This is a genomic window from Marinomonas atlantica, from assembly GCF_001639725.1.
Classification (GTDB): domain Bacteria; phylum Pseudomonadota; class Gammaproteobacteria; order Pseudomonadales; family Marinomonadaceae; genus Marinomonas; species Marinomonas atlantica.
This window is the reverse complement of record NZ_LTAW01000006.1, coordinates 76020-99212: the sequence shown is the minus strand read 5'-3', so window position 1 is coordinate 99212 and position 23193 is coordinate 76020. Positions and strand designations below refer to the sequence as shown.

At 45.8% G+C, this 23193-nt stretch carries 22 protein-coding genes and 1 riboswitch; of the genes, 18 read left to right on the top strand and 4 right to left on the bottom strand.

What is annotated here, in order from left to right:
- Window positions 1–7: 7 nt before the first annotated feature.
- A complete protein-coding gene (locus AYW75_RS12180; RefSeq protein ID WP_231886204.1) occupies window positions 8–1159 on the bottom strand; it encodes an AGE family epimerase/isomerase in 1152 nt (383 codons plus the stop codon).
- Window positions 1160–1223: 64 nt separating this feature from the next.
- Here AYW75_RS12180 and hldE point away from each other — a divergent pair, with 64 nt between their 5' ends.
- The 7 genes from hldE to AYW75_RS12145 all read left to right on the top strand — a co-directional run bounded on the left by hldE (window position 1224) and on the right by AYW75_RS12145 (window position 10030).
- Window positions 1224–2651 (top strand): bifunctional D-glycero-beta-D-manno-heptose-7-phosphate kinase/D-glycero-beta-D-manno-heptose 1-phosphate adenylyltransferase HldE, encoded by a 1428-nt coding sequence (hldE, locus tag AYW75_RS12175; RefSeq protein ID WP_067100141.1) that lies wholly within the window; start codon window positions 1224–1226, stop codon window positions 2649–2651.
- A complete protein-coding gene (gene msbA, locus AYW75_RS12170; RefSeq protein ID WP_067099807.1) occupies window positions 2651–4417 on the top strand; it encodes a lipid A export permease/ATP-binding protein MsbA in 1767 nt (588 codons plus the stop codon). The genes hldE and msbA overlap by 1 nt, the downstream gene beginning before the upstream one ends.
- A 4-nt stretch (window positions 4418–4421) precedes the next feature.
- A complete protein-coding gene (locus AYW75_RS12165) occupies window positions 4422–5654 on the top strand; it encodes a 3-deoxy-D-manno-octulosonic acid transferase (RefSeq protein ID WP_067099805.1) in 1233 nt (410 codons plus the stop codon).
- Between the two features lie 21 nt (window positions 5655–5675).
- Window positions 5676–5782, top strand: a riboswitch (TPP riboswitch).
- Window positions 5783–5828: 46 nt separating this feature from the next.
- Window positions 5829–6821: a thiamine ABC transporter substrate binding subunit gene (gene thiB, locus AYW75_RS12160; RefSeq protein ID WP_067099803.1), complete on the top strand. Its 993-nt coding sequence runs from the start codon at window positions 5829–5831 to the stop codon at window positions 6819–6821.
- A 3-nt stretch (window positions 6822–6824) separates the two neighbouring features.
- A complete protein-coding gene (gene thiP, locus AYW75_RS12155) occupies window positions 6825–8405 on the top strand; it encodes a thiamine/thiamine pyrophosphate ABC transporter permease (RefSeq protein WP_231886203.1) in 1581 nt (526 codons plus the stop codon).
- Window positions 8392–9081 (top strand): thiamine ABC transporter ATP-binding protein, encoded by a 690-nt coding sequence (locus AYW75_RS12150; RefSeq protein WP_067099801.1) that lies wholly within the window; start codon window positions 8392–8394, stop codon window positions 9079–9081. Before thiP ends, AYW75_RS12150 begins: the two co-directional genes overlap by 14 nt.
- 85 nt (window positions 9082–9166) lie before the next feature.
- On the top strand, window positions 9167–10030 hold the full coding sequence (locus tag AYW75_RS12145; RefSeq protein WP_067099799.1) for a DMT family transporter: 864 nt from the start codon (window positions 9167–9169) through the stop codon (window positions 10028–10030).
- Here the strand turns inward: AYW75_RS12145 and AYW75_RS12140 are convergent.
- Window positions 10011–10922: a DMT family transporter gene (locus AYW75_RS12140; protein ID WP_067030860.1), complete on the bottom strand. Its 912-nt coding sequence runs from the start codon at window positions 10920–10922 to the stop codon at window positions 10011–10013. The two genes, AYW75_RS12145 and AYW75_RS12140, sit on opposite strands and share 20 nt — an antisense overlap.
- A 271-nt stretch (window positions 10923–11193) precedes the next feature.
- Between AYW75_RS12140 and rpsF the strand changes: the two genes are divergently transcribed.
- The 6 genes from rpsF to AYW75_RS12110 all read left to right on the top strand — a co-directional run bounded on the left by rpsF (window position 11194) and on the right by AYW75_RS12110 (window position 16404).
- Entirely contained in the window at window positions 11194–11601 is a 408-nt protein-coding gene (gene rpsF, locus AYW75_RS12135) for a 30S ribosomal protein S6 (protein ID WP_067099798.1), read from the top strand.
- A 22-nt stretch (window positions 11602–11623) separates the two neighbouring features.
- Window positions 11624–11854: a 30S ribosomal protein S18 gene (rpsR, locus tag AYW75_RS12130; RefSeq protein WP_067030853.1), complete on the top strand. Its 231-nt coding sequence runs from the start codon at window positions 11624–11626 to the stop codon at window positions 11852–11854.
- A 22-nt stretch (window positions 11855–11876) separates the two neighbouring features.
- Window positions 11877–12734: a hypothetical protein gene (locus AYW75_RS12125; protein WP_067099796.1), complete on the top strand. Its 858-nt coding sequence runs from the start codon at window positions 11877–11879 to the stop codon at window positions 12732–12734.
- Window positions 12735–12766: 32 nt separating this feature from the next.
- Complete coding sequence (rplI, locus tag AYW75_RS12120; RefSeq protein WP_067099794.1) at window positions 12767–13213, top strand: 50S ribosomal protein L9; 447 nt, start codon at window positions 12767–12769, stop codon at window positions 13211–13213.
- 164 nt (window positions 13214–13377) lie between these two features.
- A complete protein-coding gene (gene dnaB / locus AYW75_RS12115) occupies window positions 13378–14754 on the top strand; it encodes a replicative DNA helicase (protein ID WP_067099792.1) in 1377 nt (458 codons plus the stop codon).
- Between the two features lie 87 nt (window positions 14755–14841).
- Window positions 14842–16404 carry a methyl-accepting chemotaxis protein gene (locus AYW75_RS12110; RefSeq protein ID WP_067099790.1) on the top strand — a complete coding sequence of 521 codons (1563 nt, stop codon included), beginning with the start codon at window positions 14842–14844 and terminating at the stop codon, window positions 16402–16404.
- A 60-nt stretch (window positions 16405–16464) separates the two neighbouring features.
- On the opposite strand, the gene bioA is transcribed toward AYW75_RS12110, so the two are convergent.
- The gene (bioA, locus tag AYW75_RS12105; protein WP_067099788.1) at window positions 16465–17754 is read right to left on the bottom strand and encodes an adenosylmethionine--8-amino-7-oxononanoate transaminase; all 1290 of its coding nucleotides are present in this window, start codon (window positions 17752–17754) and stop codon (window positions 16465–16467) included.
- Window positions 17755–17841: 87 nt separating this feature from the next.
- Window positions 17842–18561 carry a ComF family protein gene (locus tag AYW75_RS12100; RefSeq protein ID WP_067099786.1) on the bottom strand — a complete coding sequence of 240 codons (720 nt, stop codon included), beginning with the start codon at window positions 18559–18561 and terminating at the stop codon, window positions 17842–17844.
- A gap of 107 nt (window positions 18562–18668) precedes the next feature.
- Here AYW75_RS12100 and bioB point away from each other — a divergent pair, with 107 nt between their 5' ends.
- The 5 genes from bioB to bioD are packed head-to-tail and all read left to right on the top strand — an operon-like array spanning window position 18669 to window position 23087.
- The gene (gene bioB, locus AYW75_RS12095; RefSeq protein WP_067031439.1) at window positions 18669–19655 is read left to right on the top strand and encodes a biotin synthase BioB; all 987 of its coding nucleotides are present in this window, start codon (window positions 18669–18671) and stop codon (window positions 19653–19655) included.
- Window positions 19642–20826, top strand: a complete 1185-nt coding sequence (gene bioF, locus AYW75_RS12090; protein WP_067099784.1) for an 8-amino-7-oxononanoate synthase — start codon at window positions 19642–19644, stop codon at window positions 20824–20826. Before bioB ends, bioF begins: the two co-directional genes overlap by 14 nt.
- Before the next feature lie 6 nt (window positions 20827–20832).
- Window positions 20833–21639, top strand: a complete 807-nt coding sequence (locus tag AYW75_RS12085; RefSeq protein ID WP_067099782.1) for an alpha/beta fold hydrolase — start codon at window positions 20833–20835, stop codon at window positions 21637–21639.
- On the top strand, window positions 21620–22408 hold the full coding sequence (gene bioC / locus AYW75_RS12080) for a malonyl-ACP O-methyltransferase BioC (protein WP_067099780.1): 789 nt from the start codon (window positions 21620–21622) through the stop codon (window positions 22406–22408). Before AYW75_RS12085 ends, bioC begins: the two co-directional genes overlap by 20 nt.
- Window positions 22401–23087, top strand: a complete 687-nt coding sequence (gene bioD, locus AYW75_RS12075; protein WP_067099778.1) for a dethiobiotin synthase — start codon at window positions 22401–22403, stop codon at window positions 23085–23087. The genes bioC and bioD overlap by 8 nt, the downstream gene beginning before the upstream one ends.
- The last annotated feature ends 106 nt before the right edge of the window (window positions 23088–23193 follow it).

Genomic DNA, 23193 nt, shown 5'->3' with positions numbered 1-23193 from the left:
GTAATGCTTATGAATCCTGCCATTTTAGCACTTCTGCTAGGCCAAGAAATATGTGATAGCCCGTTGTGCCCGGGAGAGGGAAGTCTTTGCTACAATTTTGCGCATCTAGATATTCAATCCAGCGACCATTATCAAGGAAGTATTGCTCTTGAATAAACGCTAAGGCTGTCTCTATACGTGCAAAGCGTTCATCTTTTGATATAGGTATTACACAGCAAGCTTTAAGATACTCGGTAATTGGCCAGATGCGTTTTTCGGCATCGACTGTTTCACCTGTATTGCCATCAAAACTGTTAATGATACCGCCATTAGCTGGTTGACTAAATTTAATGGCAGATTGCCATAGCCGATTTGCGAGATCTAAATCTTGCTGGCGGTTGGTGATTTTATACGTTTGGTGCAGTAGCCATGCCCATTCGAAATGGTGTCCTGGTTCTACCAAGTGCCCCGTTTTATCATCTAGGGTTAGGTCGGCCTTAAAGAATTCTCGCAATGTGTGTGTCTTTGGCTCGACAAAATGCTGATGCGCCAGCTCACAGATCTGTTCTATGTGAGTGATGTACTTGGCTTGCTTGGTTGCATGATATGCCGCAACAAAGCCTTCCAGTAAGTGCATATGAGGATTCTGACGGCGAGTGATGTGCGCTTCAAGAGGATACGCTTCGTAAAACCCGCCATTGGGGTGACGCATATGTTGTTTTAAAAATTGCTCGGTTAGCTCGATATATTGCAGTGCCGTTTGGTCGCCTGTCAGCTGGTAATAATGGCTGAAAGCTAGCAAAACAAAAGCGAGCGCATAGGCATCACTTTTTCGGTCAAGGATATTTAAATTGTCATCACGAGAGAAAATCCAACGACCATCAATAAAGTACTGTTCGACAGTAAACGTAAATAAGGATCGGATTTGTGCTTCAAAACCGTTAAGGTAACCCAGTTCTGATGCGTGACTGAGAGTGTAAAGTTGACGACATTGGGTCAATAGCCGAATGCGCCCAACTGGATTATGTTCCCAGTTAAGCGTTAGACTTTCGTAACTGTAACCCTGAGGAGTAAAACCGTAGTTTACCCAGTTTGGGATCAGACCTTGAAAGACGTGGTCTGCACAGCTTTGTATGCGTTTGTGCAAGGTTTTAGGCATTTCCATGTTGATCAATTTCACATGAGTCCAAATTGAAAGGCGGTTATGATAAAATGTTTGCCCTCAAAAATCGATGAAAAGCGCCATGATATCCTCACATTTAAACTTTAAGAACAAACATATCCTTGTCGTTGGTGACGTTATGCTAGATCGCTATTGGCATGGTGGCACTTCACGTATTTCTCCTGAAGCTCCGGTACAGGTTGTCAAAGTTTCAAGCGTTGAAGACCGTCCTGGTGGTGCCGCAAACGTTGCATTAGGTCTCGCGAAGCTAGGCGTACGCGTTTCTCTAGTCGGTGTAGTGGGGCAGGATGAAAATGCAACGGCTTTAGAGAATGCCCTGACTCAGTCTGGTGTTGAGTGTCATTTCGTTACAACAGACAGTTTACCGACGATCACCAAACTGCGTGTTATCAGTCGCCATCAACAATTGATTCGCCTAGATTTTGAAGAACGTGAAGACACGTTAAGCCAAAACCAAGCAGTAGCCGATAAAGTCGCTGCTCTATTGCCCGATGCAAGCGCTGTTATTTACTCTGACTATGCCAAAGGCTGTTTAGCGGATGTAAACACCTTGATTGGTCTGTCGAACGACGCGGGCGTTCCGAGTTTTGTTGATCCGAAAGGTGATGACTTTTCTATTTACCAAGGTGCCACGTTAGTTAAGCCTAATATGGTTGAGTTTGAAGCGATTGTTGGTAAATGTGCTGATCTTACCGAGATCGAGCAAAAGGGCCTAGAGCTGCGCGAGCGCTTCGGTTGGCAATCTCTGTTAGTGACACGTGGTGAAGATGGTTTAGTGTTGCTTGAAGAAGGTAAGAATTCATTCTCTTTAGCAACCGCTGCGAAAGAAGTCTTTGATGTTACCGGCGCTGGTGACACGGTCGTTGCGGTATTAACCGCTATTTATACGACGAGCAAACGCTTTTCCGACGCAGTCGATTATGCAAACCAAGCAGCAGGTTATGTTGTTGGAAAACTGGGTACCGCCTCGATTGATGCTGAAACGCTAGAAGCGATTATGTTTGCGCGATCTCATTCAACCAATTTTGGCGTGCTATCACCTGAATCTTTACAAGAGCAAATTAAGCTGGCCCAACTAAACGGAGAGAAGATCGTATTTACTAATGGTTGCTTCGATATATTACATCCCGGCCATGTAGCCTATATGAGGCAAGCTAAAGCATTAGGCGATCGTTTAGTCGTCGCTGTCAATACAGATGCCTCGGTAAAACGCCTTAAAGGGGAAAAACGCCCAGTAAACGATTTAACACATCGTATGGCTGTTCTTGAAGGCGTTGGCTCGATCGATTGGGTGACTTGGTTTGATGAAGATACACCATTAGACATCATTCAGACGTTAACTCCAGATGTGTTGGTAAAAGGTGGTGATTACACGATTGAATCCATCGTAGGTGCCGAACATGTGCTAGAACATGGCGGAGAAGTGAAAGTACTTTCTTTTGTTGACGGATATTCTACGACTTCGATTATTGAAAAGGCGAATAATTAATGACGTCACCTGATCAGCAAACTCCAGAAGCTCAATCTGGCGTTAAGATCTATTTGCGTCTATTGGGGTATGTTAAATCTCAATGGCCCATTTTTTTAGTCAGTGTTATGGGTTACATGCTCTATGGCGCGATGGAACCTGCTCTGGCCGCACAGTTAAAATACATTGTTGATGTGGTCTCTACTGGCTCAATAGAGGAAAACCGGTTCTTAATACCGGCTTCTATTTTAGCCATTTTTCTATTGCGTGGTATTGGGACCTTCTTTGGTAGTTACTTCATGGCGAAAATTGCCAACAAAGTTGTCTATGACTTACGCACCACCATGTTTGATAAGCTGGTATTGCTGCCTACGAGTTATTACAGCGAAATGCCGTCTGGACGCTTACTGTCTAAACTGACTTATGACACTGAGCAAGTGATTGGCGCGGTGACTTCAGCCGTTAAGACACTGCTACGCGAAGGCTTAACCGTCGTTGGTTTATTGAGTTATATGCTTTACACAAACTGGCGTCTATCGTTGCTGTTTATACTGATTATTCCCGTTATAGGCTTTGTTGTGTCTTATGCATCAAAGCGTTTTCGTAAGCTTAGTAAACACATTCAGAATGCCATGGGTGGCGTATCCGATGTTGCTTCTGAGTCGATTAAGGGTCATGAGGTTGTAAAAATCTTCGGTGGTTTTGAGTATGAGCGAGATCGTTTTCGCCAAGCCGCAGGGGACAACAAGCGCTCGCAGCTCAAAATGGAGCTTACAAAAGCCCTAAATATTCCGGTTGTGCAATTTCTGGTAGCGATTTCGTTAGCCTTATTGATATGGCTAGCGTTAGATCCAAGTCTTAGTCAGAACATGTCAGCTGGCGATTTTGTTGCTTTTATTGGAGCCGCAGGCATGCTCAGCAAACCGGCGCGCCAGCTAACCGATGTAAACAGTATTTTGCAAAAGGGTATTGCAGCAGCGCAAAGCATTTTCGAGTTCATTGATATGACCGAAGAGGTGGACGCAGGCAAGCAAGAGTTATCCAATGCAAAAGGATCGGTTGAGTGGCGCAGCTTAAGTTTCAAATACCCAAGCAGTGACCGTTTGACGTTGGAAAATATCAATTTACTGTTGCCAGCCGGAAAAACATTGGCGCTGGTAGGGCGATCGGGTGGTGGTAAGTCAACGTTAGCGAACTTAGTGCCGCGTTTGTACGATGTGGAAGTCGGAGAGTTGTTATTAGACGGGCAAGATAGCCGTGAATACTCCCTTAAAAGTTTACGTAGCCAAATCGCTTTAGTGAATCAAAATGTCGTGTTATTTAATGGTTCAATTCGTGACAATATAGCCTATGGCTATCTGCGCGATGCTCAAGATGAAGATGTCATTAACGCTGCAAAAGCCGCCAATGCGTGGGAGTTTATTCAGGGTTTCGAGCACGGTTTAGACACCATGGTCGGTGAGAATGGTGTATTGATGTCAGGTGGCCAACGTCAACGTATCGCCATTGCGCGAGCTATTTTGAAAAACGCCCCAATCCTGATTTTAGACGAAGCAACCTCGGCATTGGATTCAGAATCTGAGCGTGCTATCCAGCAAGCCTTGGATAGCTTAATGAAGAATCGTACAACCATCGCCATTGCTCACCGATTATCAACCATCGAAAACGCCGATATAATAGCAGTGGTGGATCATGGTCAAATTATTGAGGTCGGCTCCCACAAAGAATTGATTGAGCAAGGCGGTGCGTACGCCAAATTGCACCAAAATCAGTTTAACGAAGATTAAGTGTATGTGGCTGTACCGTTTCTTATTGGCTGTTGCAACGCCTTTTATTGCACGACGTATCTGGCGCTTCCATAAACGCTATGACAATTACCGAGTTGCGGAAGCGCTCGGTAAATGGGGGCCAATGAAAGCCGATCTTTGGTTGCATTGTGCGTCGGTCGGTGAGGTCTTGGCAGCCAAAACCTTAATTACGCAATGGCTAACCCAGCACCCCAATAAAACGTTATTGGTAACAACCGTAACGCCTACCGGTGAAGCGCAAGTGCAAAAGTGGTTTGCTGGACGCGTCCAGCATCGCTACTTACCTCTAGACCATACGGTATGCGTACAGCGCGCCTTGAAGCAACTGTCCTGCCCGCAATTGGCAATCATAGAAACGGAACTTTGGCCAAACCTATTAAAAGCGGCAAAAGCCAAGGGCATGACGATTCAAGTTATCAATGCTCGCCTCAGTGAGCGTTCTGCTAAGCGTTACGAAAAGTTTGGCTTTTTCTCACGACCGTTAATGGCGTTGCCTGATCGTTTCTTGGCCCACGCGGCAACCGATGCGGAGCGGTTTAAAGCATTGGGGGCGAAAGATGTCGCCGTAGTGGGCAATATCAAGTTTGATATCTCCCCTCCAGAAGACAGCGAGATAGCCGTTTGGCGCCAAGCCATTGCACCGAAGAACGAGTTTGTTTGGATTGCCGCCAGCACCCATGACGGCGAAGATCTACAATTTTTAGCAGCGCATAAGGCCTTTTTGCAGAAAGTTCCTGATGCCAAGTTAATCCTTGTGCCACGTCACCCTGAGCGCTTTGAAGCAGTTTATGAACTCAGCCAACAACAAGGCTTTCAGACCGTTCGACGCTCAGATGATCAGCTGGATACTTGGGCTCAGGCGGACGTTCTGATCGGTGATAGCATGGGCGAAATGATGCGCTACTTCGCTATCTCTGATGTGGCTTTTGTCGCGGGCAGCATGATTGAGCGAGGAGGGCACAATCCGATTGAGCCGGCGATCTTGTCCAAACCTGTGATTGTTGGTGCGCATACCTTTAACTTTGCTGAAATTACTGAGTCACTGATACAAGACGGCGGCGCAGTGAGAGTTCGATCAGAGAGCGAATTAGAGGGTCAACTGCTTTTACTGCAAGATTTAACACAGCGACAGAGCATGGGGCAAAATGCATTAAGTAATGCTAAAGCCAATCAAGGTGCACTGGCTCGTGCTTTACAATACTTAGACATCTCCTAAGGGTCTGTTAGAATAGCGACGTTTTATCTCATGGGGTGTGGCGATGTAGCCACTGAGAAGCTTTTCCGGCTAACCCATTGAACCTGAACCAGATCATGCTGGCGTAGGAATTGAGATAGCAAGCCCTTCATACCTTGCCCATCCAGTTATACGCCGCTCATTTATGGAGCGACTATGTCTTTTAAATCTTTTGCGGTGACAGCGACGGCGCTGTTGGCGTCGTCTATAGCAGCGGCGAACACGCTGAATGTGTATACCTACGATTCGTTTGCATCAGAGTGGGGCCCAGGTCCTAAAATCAAAACCCGCTTTGAAGCGCAGTGTGATTGTGAAGTGAACTTCGTAGCGCTGGATTCATCGGTGGGTATTTTGTCGCGCGTTCAGTTGGAAGGCGACGCTTCTGAGGCCGATGTGTTATTGGGTTTAGATCTCAATCTAATGCAGTCGGCAAAGCAGACCGGTTTGTTAGCTAAACATAATGTGGATACGACTGACGTACAGACACCTAATGGATGGAGTGATGAGTATTTTGTTCCGTTTGATCAAGGCTATTTTGCGTTTATCTATGACAGTGAAAAGCTTGAAACACCGCCCACATCGTTAAAAGACGTGGTTGAGAATCAAGACCTTAAAGTGATTTACCAAGATCCTCGCACCAGTACACCAGGTTTAGGTTTGTTGCTCTGGATGAAGTCGGTGTACGGTGAGCAAGCGGCGGATGCTTGGGCGCAGTTGTCTGAGCACACGGTGACTGTGACCAAAGGTTGGTATGACGGTTACAGTTTATTTTTAAAAGGCGAGGCGGATGTTGTGCTGAGCTACACCACGTCACCCGCGTATCATATGGTGGCCGAAGGTGAGAAAAAGTACAAAGCGGCCGAAGCCAGTGAGGGTTTTTATCCTCAAATTGAAGTGGCTGCAATGATGAACAGCGCACCAAACAAAGCACTGGCTGAAGAATTTATGCAGTTTATTTTGGCGCCAGAGTTTCAGAATGTCGTCGCGACGGGCAACTGGATGTACCCTGTGATGAACAATATCGAGCCATTACCTGAAGCTTTTTCAACGTTGCCTGAGGCAACAAAAGTGTTGACGTTACCTGCAGAACAAGTGGCTAAGCGGCGTCAAGCGTGGGTGAACGAATGGCTTGAGGCGACGACTCGCTAAGTTTTGATATTTTCCTCTCATTTACGTCCAGCTTGGTTGGGTGTAGCGCTGTATTTCATTGTCGCAATGGCCGCTTTTGTAGCCTTGCTCTCTTATGCGTCCCCAAGTGATTGGGGGCGTTTTATAGAGGATCCTTATATATGGCGATTAGTAAGGTTTTCCTTTTTGCAGGCGAGCCTCAGTGCTTTGCTCAGCATGGTGTTGGCGATTCCAGTGGCATCGTGCCTGTATCATCGTCGTTTTGCTGGAAGGCAAACGTTACTAAACCTATTTGCTATTTCGATGGTGGTGCCCTCCATTGTTGCGATTCTTGGCATTGTTGTGGTCTATGGCCGTCATGGCTGGTTTACCAGTGTGTTTGGTTTTGCGTTCCCGCTGTATGGCCTGGGTGGGATTCTGCTCGCACATGTGTTTTTCAATATGCCTCTTGCCGTGCGGGTTATTTTACAGGCTTATGGATTGATACCGGATTCACAATGGCGCTTGGCAAGTCAACTGGGGCTTTCACGCTGGCAGGCGTTTCATCTAATTGAGTGGAGCTATTTGAAAAAGACACTACCAGGGTTGTTTTTGCTGGTCTTTATGTTGTGTTTTTCAAGTTTTGCTGTGGTATTAAGCCTAGGCGGTGGACCACGCTCCAGTACACTTGAAGTGGCCATTTACCAAGCGCTTCGTTTTGAATTTGATTTGGATAAAGCGAGCTATTTGTCTCTGCTTCAGGTGGCTATATGCAGTACGGTCGCTCTTGCTGTGTATAAGTTTGCTCCCCCTGTGCGTCAAGATGTGAGTGTGTACCAAGGTCAGCGTTTACCATTACGCTCAGGTATGATACCTAACGTTATTGATGGCTTGTCACTCAGTGTCGTTTTGTTGTGGGTGTTACCGCCTTTTATTGCCATATTATCGCCCATAGTGAGCCCGCTTTTCTGGCACACACTGCAGGCAAACGATTTATGGTGGTCGGTTTGGCATTCCGTGCGCATTGCTTTGCCTTCTGGGTTATTGGCGCTTGTTATTGGGCTTAGTATTGCTGCGTTAGCGCGCAGCGTACGCTGGCGTAGCAGAGGGGACTGGTTAGCGGATAAGTTAGAGCAATCGGGCAATTTGGTGTTGATGGTGCCGGGGCTCGTATTAGCAACAGGGTTGTTTCTGTTATTACGTCATCTTGGTATCGGTATTCGCTATGCCTACTGGATTGTTGTGTGGGTGAATGCGGTTATGGCACTGCCGTTCGTGCTTCGTGCCATCATGCCAACCTTGTATCAGCAAGAAAAACGTTATCGTCATCTTTATGAGCAGCTGCAAATATTTGGCTGGTCGCGCTTACGACTTGAATGGCAGCAGATACGTACTGCTATGGCACAAGGTTTGGCTTATGCGGTGCTGTTAAGTTTAGGAGATCTGGGTGTGGTGGCGTTATTCGGTTCAAAAGGGCTTGAGACATTACCTATGTATTTGTTCCAGTTGATTGGCTCGTATCGAGTGGAACAGGGTGGTTGTGTTGCTGTTGTGCTGATTTTGCTTTGTCTTGCATTATTTTATGGGATTACCCGTTTAGCAGGGGGGCGTCGTGCTGTCATTTGATATTCAATACCATTGGCAAGACTTTCAGGCCGATTATCAGGCTCAGTTGCCGACTGGTATTACCAGTATTTTAGGGCCCAGTGGCGGTGGTAAGAGTACCTTGTTGTCTTTATTAGGTGGTTACTTATCTGGGCAAGGGATAATAGAGTTCTCAGGGGAAAAGCTGGATCATTTGGCTCCCTATGAGCGTCCTGTTTCGATGTTATTTCAAAGTGATAATTTGTTTCCGCAGTTAAATGTTTGGGATAATGTGGCTATTGGTATGTCGCCAACAAGGCGTTTAACAAATGAGCAAAATAGTAAACTAAAGTGGGCATTAGAGCAGACCCAGCTATTGGGTTTTGCGCAAAAATTTCCTGAGCAATTGTCTGGTGGCCAAGCGCAGCGTGTAGCGATTGCAAGGGTGTTGGTGCGTGACAAGCCAGTGCTGTTGTTAGATGAGCCGTTCAGTGCATTAGATCCCCGATTACGTGATGAAATGCTGCAGTTAGTGCGTTCACTGACGCATCAATTTAACTGGACGACGGTGATGGTGACGCACGCTCCAAACGATGCGAAAACGTTAGGTGGTCAAGTGATGCTAGTGGAGCATGGTCAGGTACAGGCATTGGTTGATGTGCAAGCGTTATCTGCACCAGAGTCAGGCTCGCTTTTTGCTCAGTATCTTGGTCTATAAGCACAGTGACTGACAGCAACGTTTGATTATATGTGTTTGTACCCAGTTATTTCGATAAGCCGTTACATTATTAAGGACGCACTCGGTGAGTGATCTATATTTGGTTAAAAAGGGGATTTATGCCACCTTGGCGTATGCTCTGATTATGTCTATAACGGCAGTGGCCGCGAAGCAGGTTCAGACGCAAATTGCCGTCCCTGTTTTAGTTTTCTGGCAGAGCTTGTTTTGTATTGTGATTCTGATTCCGCAAATGTGGGGGAAGTGGCAGCGTCGTCCGCTGCATATTGTTAAAGCGCACTTTCTGCGCAGTCTTGGTGGCTTTCTTGGGTTTTTATTTTATTACTGGGCTTTAAATCATATCCCGATAGTTGAAGCCTCATTGTTACGCTCTTGTGCGCCGTTATGTGTGCCTTTTGTCGTGCTGCTGATGCATCGAGTCTTTATTCCTAAGTCGCGCTGGTTGCCCCTCATTATTGGCTTTATTGGTGTGGCCTTGGTCATTAATCCGACCCCAGAGCACTTTAATCCATGGCATATTATCGGTTTGCTATCGGCGGTTGGCTTGGCGTTTTCTATGGTGACAACACGAGTATTGAGTTCCCATGTGTCTAGCCAAGAAACGATGATTGTATATTTTGCATTTTCTGCCTTATTGTCATTGCCTCTTGCGTTGGTCCAATGCGAAAGTTTGGCGTTGCCGGCGGATACGTGGCTATGGGTATTGGTGGTCGCGGTGACGTTGTACGTTGGCATGCATTTATACACATTGGCCTATACCTATGCCCCGGCAAGTGTTGTGTCTCCAGTAAGTTACATTGGAATTGTGTTTGCCGGATTTTGGGGATGGGTAATTTGGGGGCATGTCCCAGATTGGCTGGCCATATCTGGGACGGTTCTGATTTTTATAAGTGTGCTATTAAGTGCGCGACTTAATCGCCAAAAGACTTAGTAAGAGCGTGTTTTTTGACACGTTGATTCAGTATCGTGGCAATGCCGATTCCTGAAAATATCAACATGATACCAATACCGTGAAAGCTCTGAATTGTTTCTTCGAGAAAGATGATTGAGAGAAAAATGCTGAATACCGGTAATAAATGTACAAAGTGGCCAGCGGTTGCAGCACCCAGTTGTTGGATGCCGACGTTCCAGCAGATAAAAGCGCCGATAGAGGCAAAGATGGCCATATATAGAATGGCTCCCCAGTTAGCGGTCGTGAGGGTGCTAATTTCGGTGTGTGAAAATAAAACATAGAGCGGGAATTGGATGCAGGTCCCCATTATGGCGGTGACAGCAAAGAAGCTTAAGAGATGCATGCCAGGACGTCGAATGAGTAATACGGAATAGACTGCCCAGCTCACTGCGGCTGTGATAATCCAAAGGTCTCCCTTAGAAACGGTCAAATGTAATAGGGTATCCAGGCTGCCTCGGCTGACAATGACGATTGCGCCGATGGTTGAAATGATGATCCCTACATTTTGTAGCTGGCTAGTTTTACTGCCTAACAGTAAGCGCGCGGTAATCAATATCATCACAGGCATGATGGAATTAAGCAGCACCGCATTAGTCACGGTAGTAGACGTCAAACCAATGTACAAAAATAGGTTGTAATTACAGATGCCTAAAAAGGCAAAAAAGAGCAGCATAGGCCAATGTTTGATAACAAGTGGCCAGTCTTTACGGATCTTTGGCAAAGCAAAAGGCATAATGAGTAAACACGCGAAGCCCCATCTAAAAAAAGAGATCGTATAGGGGTCAATACCGCCCGATACAGTAAGTCGACCTAACACATAATTACCAGACCAAAAGAGAATAGGCAGCAGGAGATATACAAATGCTGGCATAGCGGATCCTTGCTTTGAAGAAGGTGAATCAGAATGAGCTTGGGTCAACATAGCGAGTAAAATGCTTTCTGTCGAGCATCACCCCTTTTGTGATGCCATATAAAAGGGCGGGAGTGAGCGACTCATTACTTTTAAAGATTAAAAAATACCCACATAACCTTTTTATCTTAGCTGGGTAAGTATATAATGCGCGTCCCCGTACATTCTACTCCTTGTCTCACAGCTTTTTAACGGGGAAAGCGTGGAGACTAAGAACCCATAAGGAGCAATCATGCGTCATTATGAAATCGTGTTTCTGGTTCATCCAGATCAGAGCGAACAAGTACCAGCAATGATCGAGCGTTACACTAACTTGATCACTGAAGATGGCGGTCAAGTACACCGTCTTGAAGACTGGGGCCGTCGCCAACTTGCATACCCAATCAACAAAATTCACAAAGCGCATTATGTTCTTATGAACATTGAAGCGTCTGAAGGTGTTTTGTCTGAGCTAAACGACACATTCCGTTACAACGATGCAATCATCCGTAACCTAGTTATCCGTCGTAAAGATGCGGTAACTGACGTGTCTCCAATCAAAGCGTCTGAAAGCCGTGAAGAGCGTCGTGCTCCACAGCGTGAAGAGCAAAAACCAACAGAAGCTGCTGCTGATAAAGCTGCAGATGACTCTGCTGAATAATTGATTAATTAGGAGATACATTATGGCTCGTTTTTTCCGTCGTCGTAAGTTCTGCCGTTTTACTGCAGAAGGCGTTAAAGAGATCGATTACAAAGATCTAGAAACTCTAAAAGGTTACATCACTGAAACTGGTAAAATCGTACCTAGCCGTATTACTGGCACACGTGCACGTTACCAGCGTCAGCTAGCGACTGCTATCAAACGCGCTCGCTACATTGCTTTGCTTCCGTACACTGACGGTCACTTTAATTAATAAGTGATATAAGAAGTATTTCATGAGTGGTTTAGTTAACTGGGTAATGAAAAAACGCTTCAATGCTATCCTTGTGGTGGCGTTGTGTAGCTTCATTCCAATGATGTTTTGGCTAAGCGCCGCGGTCCTAGGACTGGTTGTACTTCGAAAAGGTGTAAAGGACGGAATACCGGTTATTGCTTGGGGTGGCCTACCAGCACTTGTGTTGTGGGGGATTCAAGGCGATGCAACAGCACTCATGGTGTTGATCGATACTTTTATCTTGGCTTATGTGTTAAGAGAAAAAGTTTCTTGGGCTTGGGTGATGCTAGGGGCGAGTTTACTTGCCGCTATATCGTCTTTAGTTCAGCCACTACTCATGGCAAATTTGTTGGATATGGTTGCAGACCTAATTCAGCAAGTATTAAGCAATGAGGGCGAAGCAGACATACCTTCTAAGGAAATGATTGTTCGCCAAGCGGTGATCGCCATGTCAGTGGTTCAGGCTTATGTTGCCGTAGGAGCGCTATTTTTAGCACGCCGTTGGCAATCACGCTTGTATAACCCAGGTGGGCTTAAGAAGGAGTTTCATGAATTTAGACTCCCTCTTGTTATTGCTCTAGTCTTAGGAGCGATGGTGTTGGTTGGCGAAAGCCTAGGCGGCGGATTTGAGATTTTATCTCGAGCGGCTGTTCCAGCATTAGTGATTCCTGGTCTTGCATTGGTTCACGGTGTTCTGGCATTGAAAAAAATTGGGATTGTTGGTCTGGTTGTTTTTTATCTGATTGGCATTTTGGTACTGAGTGTTTATTTTGCAAATATTTTGATCTTCCTCGCGGTGGTCGATAGCTTTGTAGACATTCGTGGACGAATGCAATCAAAACCTTCTGACATCAATTAAAAGCTAGATATTTTATTTTAGAGGTGATCGAGATGAATGTGATTCTACTCGACAAAGTCGGCAAACTAGGCGGTATCGGTGACGTTGTTACTGTTAAACCAGGTTTCGCGCGTAACTTTTTGATTCCAAACAAAAAAGCTGTGATGGCTAACAAAGCTAACTTGGCTACTTTTGAAGAGCGTCGTGCTGAGCTTGAAGCTCAAGCTGCTGAGCGTAAAGCTTCTGCAGAAGCACGTGCTGAGACACTAAATGGCAAAACTTTCACTATCACAGCTAACGCTGGTGATGAAGGTAAGCTATTTGGTTCTATCGGTACTCGTGACATCGCTGATGCGATTGTTGCTGCGGGTTCTGAAGTATCTAAATCTGAAGTACGTCTTCCAGAAGGTGCTCTACGTAACGTAGGCTCTTACGAGATCGACGTTCAGGTACACTCTGAAGTAACTGCTACAGTTACTCTAGACGTTGTAGCTCTATAATCCTTCGGAATTATAGTTTCAAAGAAAGGCATTTCACGTAAGTGGGATGCCTTTTTTTATGCCTGTCTTTTTTCTTTCCTAAGCATGATCGTTAGCTGATGTTTCACAGTCTTAATGGTAAGCTTTGATGTCTTTTTTCAATCCAATTTGCGAGAGAGTGTTACGTGCAGTTTGAAGATTCAGAAGTCTCCTCTATTAAACTACCACCTTATTCGATAGAGGCAGAGCGCTCTGTCATTGGTGGTTTAATGCTTGACCCACAAGCTTGGGAAAAAGTATCTGAGCTGGTGATGGCAGATGATTTTTACCGTCCAGAACATCGTGCAATTTTTGCAGTGATTGCTCGTCTTGCGGATGACTCCGAACCTGCCGATGTGGTCACTATCAGTGAAAGGCTTGATAAGCGTGGAGAGCTGGGAGACATTGGCGGCGTGACCTATCTTATAGAGGTTGTAGAAGGGACACCCAGTGCTTCTAATATTGCGTCTTACGCTGAGATTGTGCGTGAGCGCTCAATATTGCGTCGGCTTATTTCAACCACCAATGACATCAATAGCCGAGCTTATCAGCCAGAAGGCATGACAGCTGCGGAAGTGCTGGAAGATGCTGAGCGTCAAATCTTTCAACTAGCAGAGGGTGGAGATAAGAAAGGCGGCCCTCGTATCGTTGCCGACATTCTCAGCAAGACCGTAGATAAAATTGATGAGTTGTATCATCAAGAGGGCTCGATCACTGGTTTAAGTACAGGCTTTACCGACCTCGATGCGATGACGTCGGGATTACAGCCTTCTGACTTGATTATTGTGGCAGGTCGTCCTTCGATGGGTAAAACGACGTTTGCCATGAACTTGGTCGAAAACGCGACCATGATCAGTGAGATTCCAGTAGTGGTGTTTAGTTTAGAGATGCCAGCTGAGCAGTTGATGATGCGTATGTTGTCATCTTTGGGGCGAATAGACCAAACTCGAATGCGCTCTGGGCAACTGGTTCAAGAGGATTGGGATAAACTTATGTCAGCGGTGAAGATGCTAAAAGATCGTAAGCTCTTCATCGATGATACCGCGGGGATTAGCCCAACAGAAATGCGTTCACGTGTGCGTCGTATTGCACGCGAGCATGGTGGTGTGGCAATGATCATGATCGACTATCTGCAGTTGATGCAAATCCCAGGCTACAGTGAGGGTCGAACCAATGAGATCTCAGAAATTTCGCGATCATTAAAGGCCATTGCAAAAGAAATGGAGTGCCCTGTTATTGCGCTTTCACAGCTTAACCGAAGTTTGGAGCAGCGTCCCAATAAGCGACCGGTCAACTCGGATTTGCGTGAATCAGGTGCGATCGAGCAGGATGCGGACGTCATTTCATTTGTTTACCGTGATGAGGTTTATCATGAAGATACGCCGCATAAAGGTATTGCAGAGATAATTATTGGTAAGCAGCGTAATGGTCCAATTGGTACTTGTCGCTTGGCCTTTATTGGCAAATTTACGCGTTTTGAAGATTTAGCACCGGATGCCTACCGTGATTTTGCGGATGAATAGTGCAAAAAGTGATGCCTTTTAGTTGCTAAAACTGTATGTAAAACTTATGGTTGTGTGAGTGATTAGATATATTTATCGAGAGAAGTTATGCGAAAGATGTCTGTTACAAACAGGGAAAATGATTTTCCTGTCAACTACACCCTTGTTTCCAGTACGGATACAAAGGGTCGTATTACCTTCGTAAATGATGATTTTTGTAAAGTGGCCGGTTATGAGCGTGAAGAGCTAGTCGGCCAACCGCACAACTTGATTCGTCATCCTGATGTTCCATCTGCTGTGTTTGCCGATATGTGGGAAAACTTAAAAGCTGGTAGAAGCTGGATGGGGATTGTAAAAAACCGCTGTAAAAATGGTGACCACTACTGGGTAAGTGCGCATGTAAGTCCGCTTATAGATAACGGCAAGGTGGTAGGTTACGAGTCTGTTCGCCAAAAAGTGACCAATGACCAAAAAGCCCATGCACAAATGGTGTATGAGCGGGTAAATGCGGGTAAGCATCCTGTTCCGAGTATGCCTCGTTTTAAAGGGTGGATGTGGCGTCAAACATGGTTAAACGCAATATTTTTTGTTGTGTTCGGTATCATGGGGCTGTTTTCACCTTGGTTATGGTGGCAAATTCTATCGCCAATTTTAGCCGTTGTCGGTGCAACGCTTAACCTTACACAACGTCACGCACTGCGTTCAACGATTGCTAAGCTTCCCCCTGAAGCTCACAATCCGATTGGCCAGTATTTGTATTTTAAAGCAGTTGGTCCCAATGTAGCGCTCAGCTTTTCACAGTCACATAAAAATGCTGCAGCATTTACGTTTAGGCATCGTTTAGTTGTGGGTTCTAAGCAACTACAGCAACGAGCGGAGCGCGCTAAAGACAGCGTCACATCTAATCTAGTTAATTTTAACAAGCAGCGTGAAAGTTTCCAAACGGTTGTGTCAGCAAGCACACAGCTTCAGGCCAGTGTAAACCAAATCGCAGATCATGTTCGCATCGCTGCGGAAGATACAGCATCGGTTGAAGATAAAGCCAAGGCAAGCCGAGCGATGGCCAAGCATACTGGTGAAACCATGCAGAAAGTATACGCTGAAGTAAATTCTGCAAAAGATGTAGTAGAAGATTTAGCGAAGCAAAGCGATCTAATTAACGGTCTGGTTAAATCAATTAGTGACATCGCGGAGCAAACTAACTTGTTGGCGTTGAATGCTGCGATTGAGTCAGCGCGAGCAGGTGAAGCGGGTCGTGGTTTTGCCGTGGTAGCGGATGAGGTACGAGCACTTGCCATTCGAACGCAAGATGCTACTCAAAGCATTCATGATACAACTGAAGATCTGAAGCGAAATACCCAAGCTGTACTAGAAGCCATTGTGAAAGGGGCGACGGTTGCTGATGAAGGTGTTCAAGGTGTGAATGAGGTTGCTGAAAGTATGAACGCCATAGAAGCAGCGATTCATCATATTGTGGAGACAACGGCTCAGATTAATTCTGCTACCGCAGAGCAAGCGGATGTGGCCAGTTCACTCAGTCAACAAATGATGGATGTAGACCAGTTGAGTATCGAAAGCATTGAGCGGGCGGAAAATATTGTTTCGAATATTGCTCATATTGAAGAAGAAGCTTACGAGCAAGGTAACTTAGCTGAGCGCATGAAGCAGTAACGTTAGATATGCGAAAAAAAAACGAGCCAATGGCTCGTTTTTTTATGTTTGTCTGAGGGATTAAAAATGTTGTTGTATCACTGTCTGAATTGCATGGCCCAGCTTAGTGACTTGCTCTTGAGTAATAACATAAGGAGGCATTAGGTAGATAAGTTTGCCAAAGGGGCGCACCCAAACGCCTTGCTCGACAAACAGTGGCTGAATTTTATGAAGGTCTACGGGGTGTGACAGCTCTACGACACCAATAGCGCCAAGACATCGAACATCAGTCACCATCTCTAAATCTAAACAGGGGCTTAGCGCACTTTTTAACCACACTTGAATTTGGCCGACCTTGTCCTCGATATGATAACTGTTCACAAGATCTAAACTTGCATTGGCTGCCGCACAAGCTAGTGCATTCCCCATAAAGGTCGGACCGTGCATAAATACGCCATCTTGGTCACTGATTCCTAGAGCGACTTTATCATTGGTAAGTGTTGCGGCAAGCGTGATGTAGCCACCGGTAAGTGCTTTGCCAAGACACAGGATGTCAGGCTCGATATTGGTGTGCTCGGTCGCGAACAGTTTGCCTGTTCGACCAAAGCCCGTCGCTATCTCATCAAAGATCAACAAAATGTTAAATTCGTCGCATAGTGCTCTGATTTCATCAAGATAGGCAGGGTTGTAAAAACGCATACCGCCGGCATTTTGAACGACAGGTTCAATGATGAACCCTGCTAAATGCTCGTGCTGTTCGGCAAATAACTCACGAATTTCATGTAAGTATTTTTTATCAAGTGGCGTATCGATTCCCGTTGGCGGCGGTGAGACAAAACATTGCGGCGTCAGTGCTTGGTTGAACATGCTGTGCATACCATTCACTGGATCGCAGACGGACATAGCAGCAAAGGTATCACCATGATATCCAGAACGAGGGGTCGCAAAATGCTGTTTATTGGGGTGACCTTGTGTGTGCCAGTATTGAATCGCCATTTTAAGTGCGACTTCAACAGAGACTGAGCCTGAATCGGAAAAGAAAACCCGTGTTAATGATTCAGGAGTCATTGCCACCAGCTTTTGCCCAAGTTCAATCGCTGGTTTGTGAGTAAGGCCGCCAAACATAACGTGTGAAAACTGATCCACTTGTTGGTGTAAGGCTTGGTTAATCTGTGGGTGGCTGTAACCGTGAATGACGCTCCACCAAGAAGACATGCCATCGGTAAGAGTGCGACCATCGGCCAAATGGAATTCGCAGCCAGATGCACTTTCTACTAAATAATGAGGCGTCGGATGACTCATAGAAGTGTATGGGTGCCACAACAGCTGTTTGTCTAGCTCGGTTAGATGTTGGTGTTCTTCTTGGTTCATAGTTTTTGGCCTGTACAGCGGGGGAGCAAATTTGAACGGCATATTATCGAAATTCTATGAATGGCGCTATATTTTCGGTGTTTGTACTTATGGCGTCCTTGCTAGCGCCCAGACTGTCACATTTTCCGCTCCTGCGAGTGTTAGGGCCTTGGCGCAAGCGTTTACGGTGCTGCCTGTCGTGATGATATCGTCAATCAATAAAATGGGTTCGGAAGGTAATGGTGGTACATGAAAGTGTTTATGAGTGAGTTTATGGCGCTCACGTTTTGCTAGTGTGTGTTGCGCTTGGTTTGTTTTTATCCGCTCTATTGTTATTAGCTCGATTTTAAGGTCGGGGTGATAGTGGCGCAGATGTTTCAATAACAGCTGGCTTATAAACTCGGTTTGACAAAAACCGCGTTCGATTAGTGAGCTGGTGGCTGTTGGTACATGACTCCAGAGTTTAGGAATAGGCTGATCCAGTTGCAGTATGTGGTCTGCAAGTTGAGTAATTAAAGGGCGTAGAAGGTAAGGGCGGTTTTCAAATTTTGCCTGAGTGATTAGAGCGCGACAGAGACCTTCGTATTCAAAAGGTGCGATGGCTTTTGAGAAGCTGGGCGGTTCTTTTTGGCATTCTCCACACAGTGCTAAAGTAGACAGAGTGGGGCTTGCGCAACGATCACAGCAGTGGTCGTTTCGTTTTAAAAAAGTAGTGCAGCTGGAGCAGAGGCAGCCTTCTTGTTTGAAGCCGCAAACATAGCATTGGTTAAAAAATAGCCTCTTGTAAACCTTGGTTATTAATGTGGTTGACAGATCGGAGTGGTTCATTAGTATTGCGTTCCTTGCAACAATAAAATGATGGAGCCATAGCGGTGAATATTTCGACTCAACCTCGATACGACTGGACTAGCCAAGAAGTTCAAGCATTGTTTGACATGCCTTTTATGGATTTGCTCTTCCATGCGCAAACCGTTCACCGTGCAAACTTTGCACCCAATGAAGTGCAAGTCAGTACTCTATTGTCCATCAAAACCGGCGCATGTCCAGAAGACTGTAAATACTGTCCGCAAAGTGGCCACTACAACACAGAATTGGAAAAAGAGAAGTTAATGGAAGTGCAGAAAGTGTTGGAAGAAGCGACACTTGCAAAGAAAGAAGGCGCCACACGTTTCTGTATGGGCGCGGCTTGGAAGCATCCTTCAGAAAAAGACTTCCCTTATGTGTTAGAGATGATCAAAGGTGTCAAACAGCTCGGTCTAGAGTCTTGTGTGACGCTGGGGACACTGAATAAAGCGCAAGCAAAGCAGTTGGCCGATGTGGGTCTTGATTATTATAACCACAACTTAGACACCTCTCCTGAGTTTTACGACAGTATTATCACTACGCGTTCATACCAAGAGCGTTTGGATACGTTATCCAACGTTCGTGATACCGGTGTGAAGCTGTGTTGTGGCGGTATTATGGGGCTGGGAGAAGAGCAAAAAGATCGTGTGGGCTTATTACGCCAATTGGCTTTGATGACACCGCATCCAGAAAGCGTGCCAATTAATATGCTGGTAAAAGTAGAAGGGACGCCGCTAGAAAATGTTGATGATTTAGATGAATTTGAATTTATTCGAACCATCGCTGTAGCGCGTATTATTATGCCAACGTCTCATGTGCGTCTATCTGCAGGCCGTCAAGGCATGAGTGAACAAACTCAAGCCTTGTGCTTTATGGCGGGCGCTAACTCTATTTTCTACGGCGAAAAGCTGCTGACAACGGGTAATCCTGAAGCAGATAAAGATCGTATGTTGTTTGAGAAGTTGGGTATTCAACCTGAACGACGTCACGATGTGTCTGATGAAGCCGTAACGGAAGCGATTGCGGCTCAGGCTAAAGCACAAAACGAAGCCAAGTTTTTCTACGATGCCACCGTTTAAAACACCTGCTTGGATGCTTGAGGCGCTTGAAGAGCGCCGAGAGCAGTACTTATTTCGCTCTACTCAAGTGGTTTCGAGTCCGCAAACCACATGGATGATGCAAGGCGATCGACGCTATTTATCATTTTGCTCAAATGACTATCTAGGTTTAGCCAATCACCCTCAGTTAAAGCAGTGCTTATCCGATGCCGCACACCAATATGGTGTCGGCAGTGGCGCTTCTCACCTTGTCTGTGGTCATTTGGATATACATGAGCGCTTAGAGCAAACGTTATCAGATTGGTTAGGGTATGAGCGTGTATTGTTATTTAGTACCGGTTATATGGCAAACCTTGCGGTTATTTCTGCGCTTGCTAGCAAACAACACCCTGTCTTGATGGATAAGTTGAATCATGCGTCGCTCATTGACGGTGCTCGATTAAGCGGTGCAATCTTTAAACGTTATTTACATAATGATGTGACCAGCGCTCAAAAATACCTTCAATCTTTTGACCAGCCGGGTGTGCTGGCAACAGATGGTATTTTCAGTATGGACGGCGATAGAGCACCACTCGCATCATTGGCCTCACTTGCTCGTGAGCATGAATGGTTATTGATGGTAGATGACGCTCATGGCTTAGGCTGTATGGGGCATGAAGGTAAAGGTGCAATAGATCTAGAAGGCTTAGGTGCTCAAGATGTACCGTTTTTAATGGGGACGTTTGGTAAAGCATTTGGTGTTGCCGGAGCTTTTGTTGCTTGCTCTCAAGACATGGCTGATTATCTAACGCAATTTGCGCGTCCTTATATTTACACCACAGCGATGTCTCCTGCGATTGCGGCAACGGTTTTAGCCAGTCTAGAGTTGATTCGAACGGATGAAGGTCAGCGACGTCGAGAGCAGCTAGCGAGCCATATTCAGCTGCTACGACAGCGATCCGCAGCATGGCCGTATCCGATGATGCCATCTGACAGCGCTATTCAGCCTATGTTAATTGGTCAGAGTGATGAGGCACTGCACATCAGTGCTGCGTTGGCGAAGGCGGGAATCTTATGTAAAGCGATTCGACCTCCGACCGTCCCGCCAAATACTGCTAGGATTCGCATTACGTTGAGTGCTGAACACACTCATGGGGAAGTCGTGCATTTGTGTGATACCCTAGATGCCATCTTTAACGATGTGTCTGAGTGATTAAAAATGCGAACTCCGATTGAAACCGAAACCTTTGGTGATCCTAACCTTCCCGCAATTTTTTTGGTGCCTGGATGGGCTATGCCAAAAGAAGTTTTCCATGAGACGGCGACTAAGCTGAGTCAGCATTTTTATGTGGTATTGGCTAATTTACCGGGTGTCTCTGTAGATCCAAACTGGCATAAACGTAATCGCTTCGGGCCAAACTACGATATTGATGCACTTGCTGAGCAATTGCTCCGTGCTGCGCCAAAGCCCTGTTGGTGGGTCGGCTGGTCGTTAGGCGGGATGATTGCAAACTATGTTGCTGCGCGACGTTCTAGTTGCGTAAAAGGGGTCATATCGGTGGCAAGTGCGCCATGTTTTACCGCTATTGGTGAATGGCCAATTGGCATGGAGCCGGATGCGTTCTCGCACTTTTTCGACCTTGTAAAACAATCACCAGAGAAAGGCTTTCGCCGTTTTTTGACTTTGCAGGCTCAGGGTGCCTCAGACGTGAAAGGTTTAACCAAAATTTTGTCTAATCTGCAGCCTAAAGAGTTGATAGACCCAGAAGCATTAATTCGTGGTTTGGCTTTGCTAGAAACATTAGATGTACGGCGCGAAATTGAACTGCTGGATGTGCCAAATTTACATATGTATGGTGCTCAAGATGCTTTGGTTGATACAGAAAAAGTGATTCAGTGGCTGCCAAAGAACTACCAGCAAACGGTGTTGGCTTTACCAAATCAGGCCCATCAACCTTTTTTAGAAGACCCGTCACAGTTTGTGGCGACGGTAACCCAGTACATTAATGACAACACGTTTAACTAACTCAGACATTGTTTACAAACAAAAAGTGGCAAACAGTTTCTCACGAGCTGCGCACAGTTATGATCAATATGCGGTGTTTCAAGAGCAGGTCTTAACGCAACTGATAGAGTGGTATTTCCCTGTTATGGATCAACGTTGGCTTGATTTGGGCACAGGGACTGGACGAGCGCTTTCGGTGTTAAACGGTCAGCAAGTGGTCGGGCTGGATTTGTCCTTCTCGATGCTTCACAAAGCACGCCAAAGAGTACCTAGCGCAGCATTCGTATGTGCAGATGCAGAGGCCTTGCCTTTTGCAAACAGTATTTTTGATGGCGTGATGTCCAGCTTGGCCATTCAGTGGTGTTTAACGCCATCCAGGCTTTTTAGTGAGCTGTTTAGAGTGTTGAATGATCAAGGCCAAGTGCTTGTGTCTACTTTGGTGTCTGGCTCGATGCCTGAACTTAGTCAAGCTTGGCAAGGGGTAGACGGCCGTTCGCATCATAACCATTACCCGAGCATGGCTAAGATCCTAGATGACTGTAAAGCTGCTGGTTTTATTATCCAGAGAGCGCAACAGCATACCATGACAGTGCATTATCCTACGGTAAAAGAAGCCGTCTATTCACTAAAAAAAGTAGGAGCTTCGGTTGTAATGGAAGACTCCAGTGTTATTTCCCCCTCTAAGTGGAAAGCCTTTGAATTACAATACAAGCAGCTGCAAACCCCGCTTGGTATTCCATTGTCTTATGAGGTGGCGTTTATTCAATTGACGAAGGTTGATCATGGCTAAGCAACAGTACTTTATCACCGGCACTGATACAGATGCAGGCAAAACCCATGTATGTGTGGGTTTATTGGCGGCGGCGGCTCGTCAAAATTTACGCTCAATGGGAGTGAAGCCCATTTCTGCTGGGGCGGAAATGATTGATGGTAAGTTGCGAAATGATGATGCCTTGAAAATTCAGGCGGCGAGTTCGGTGTCATTGCATTATGAACAAGTAAATCCAGTTGTATTTGAGCCTGCTGTTGCACCACATATCGCGGCCGCAAAAGAAAACAAAATCATCACGGTAACGCGTTTAGAAGGCTTTGTTCGGGGTAGCTTATTAACACCTCATGATTTTGCTTTGGTTGAGGGGGCTGGAGGTTGGCGCGTGCCAGTGAACGATCGAGAGTTATTGTCTGATTTAGCGAAGCGTTTAGCTATGCCGGTAATCGTTGTCGTCAATATGCGTTTAGGTTGTTTGAATCATGCATTTTTGACTATGGAGGCGATTCGTCGCGATGGTCTGAAAATCGCTGGTTGGGTAGCTAATGGTGGACAAGATTACATGAGTTGCTATGAAGAGAACCTAGCAACGTTGAATAGCATGCTATCGGCACCGTTATTAGGACGCCTTTCTTGGCATCAAGATGTATCAACAGCCGAAGCCGAGTTTGATTTGCTGTTCAAAAGCCTAAACAGTTAAACCATTGCCTTATATAGAAATTATTGTCATTTTACTAAGCTGATAGCATGTCTCTTTGGTAACACTGTGCTAAAGTTTAGGGTTAATGCAGCCATTAATTGAGAAT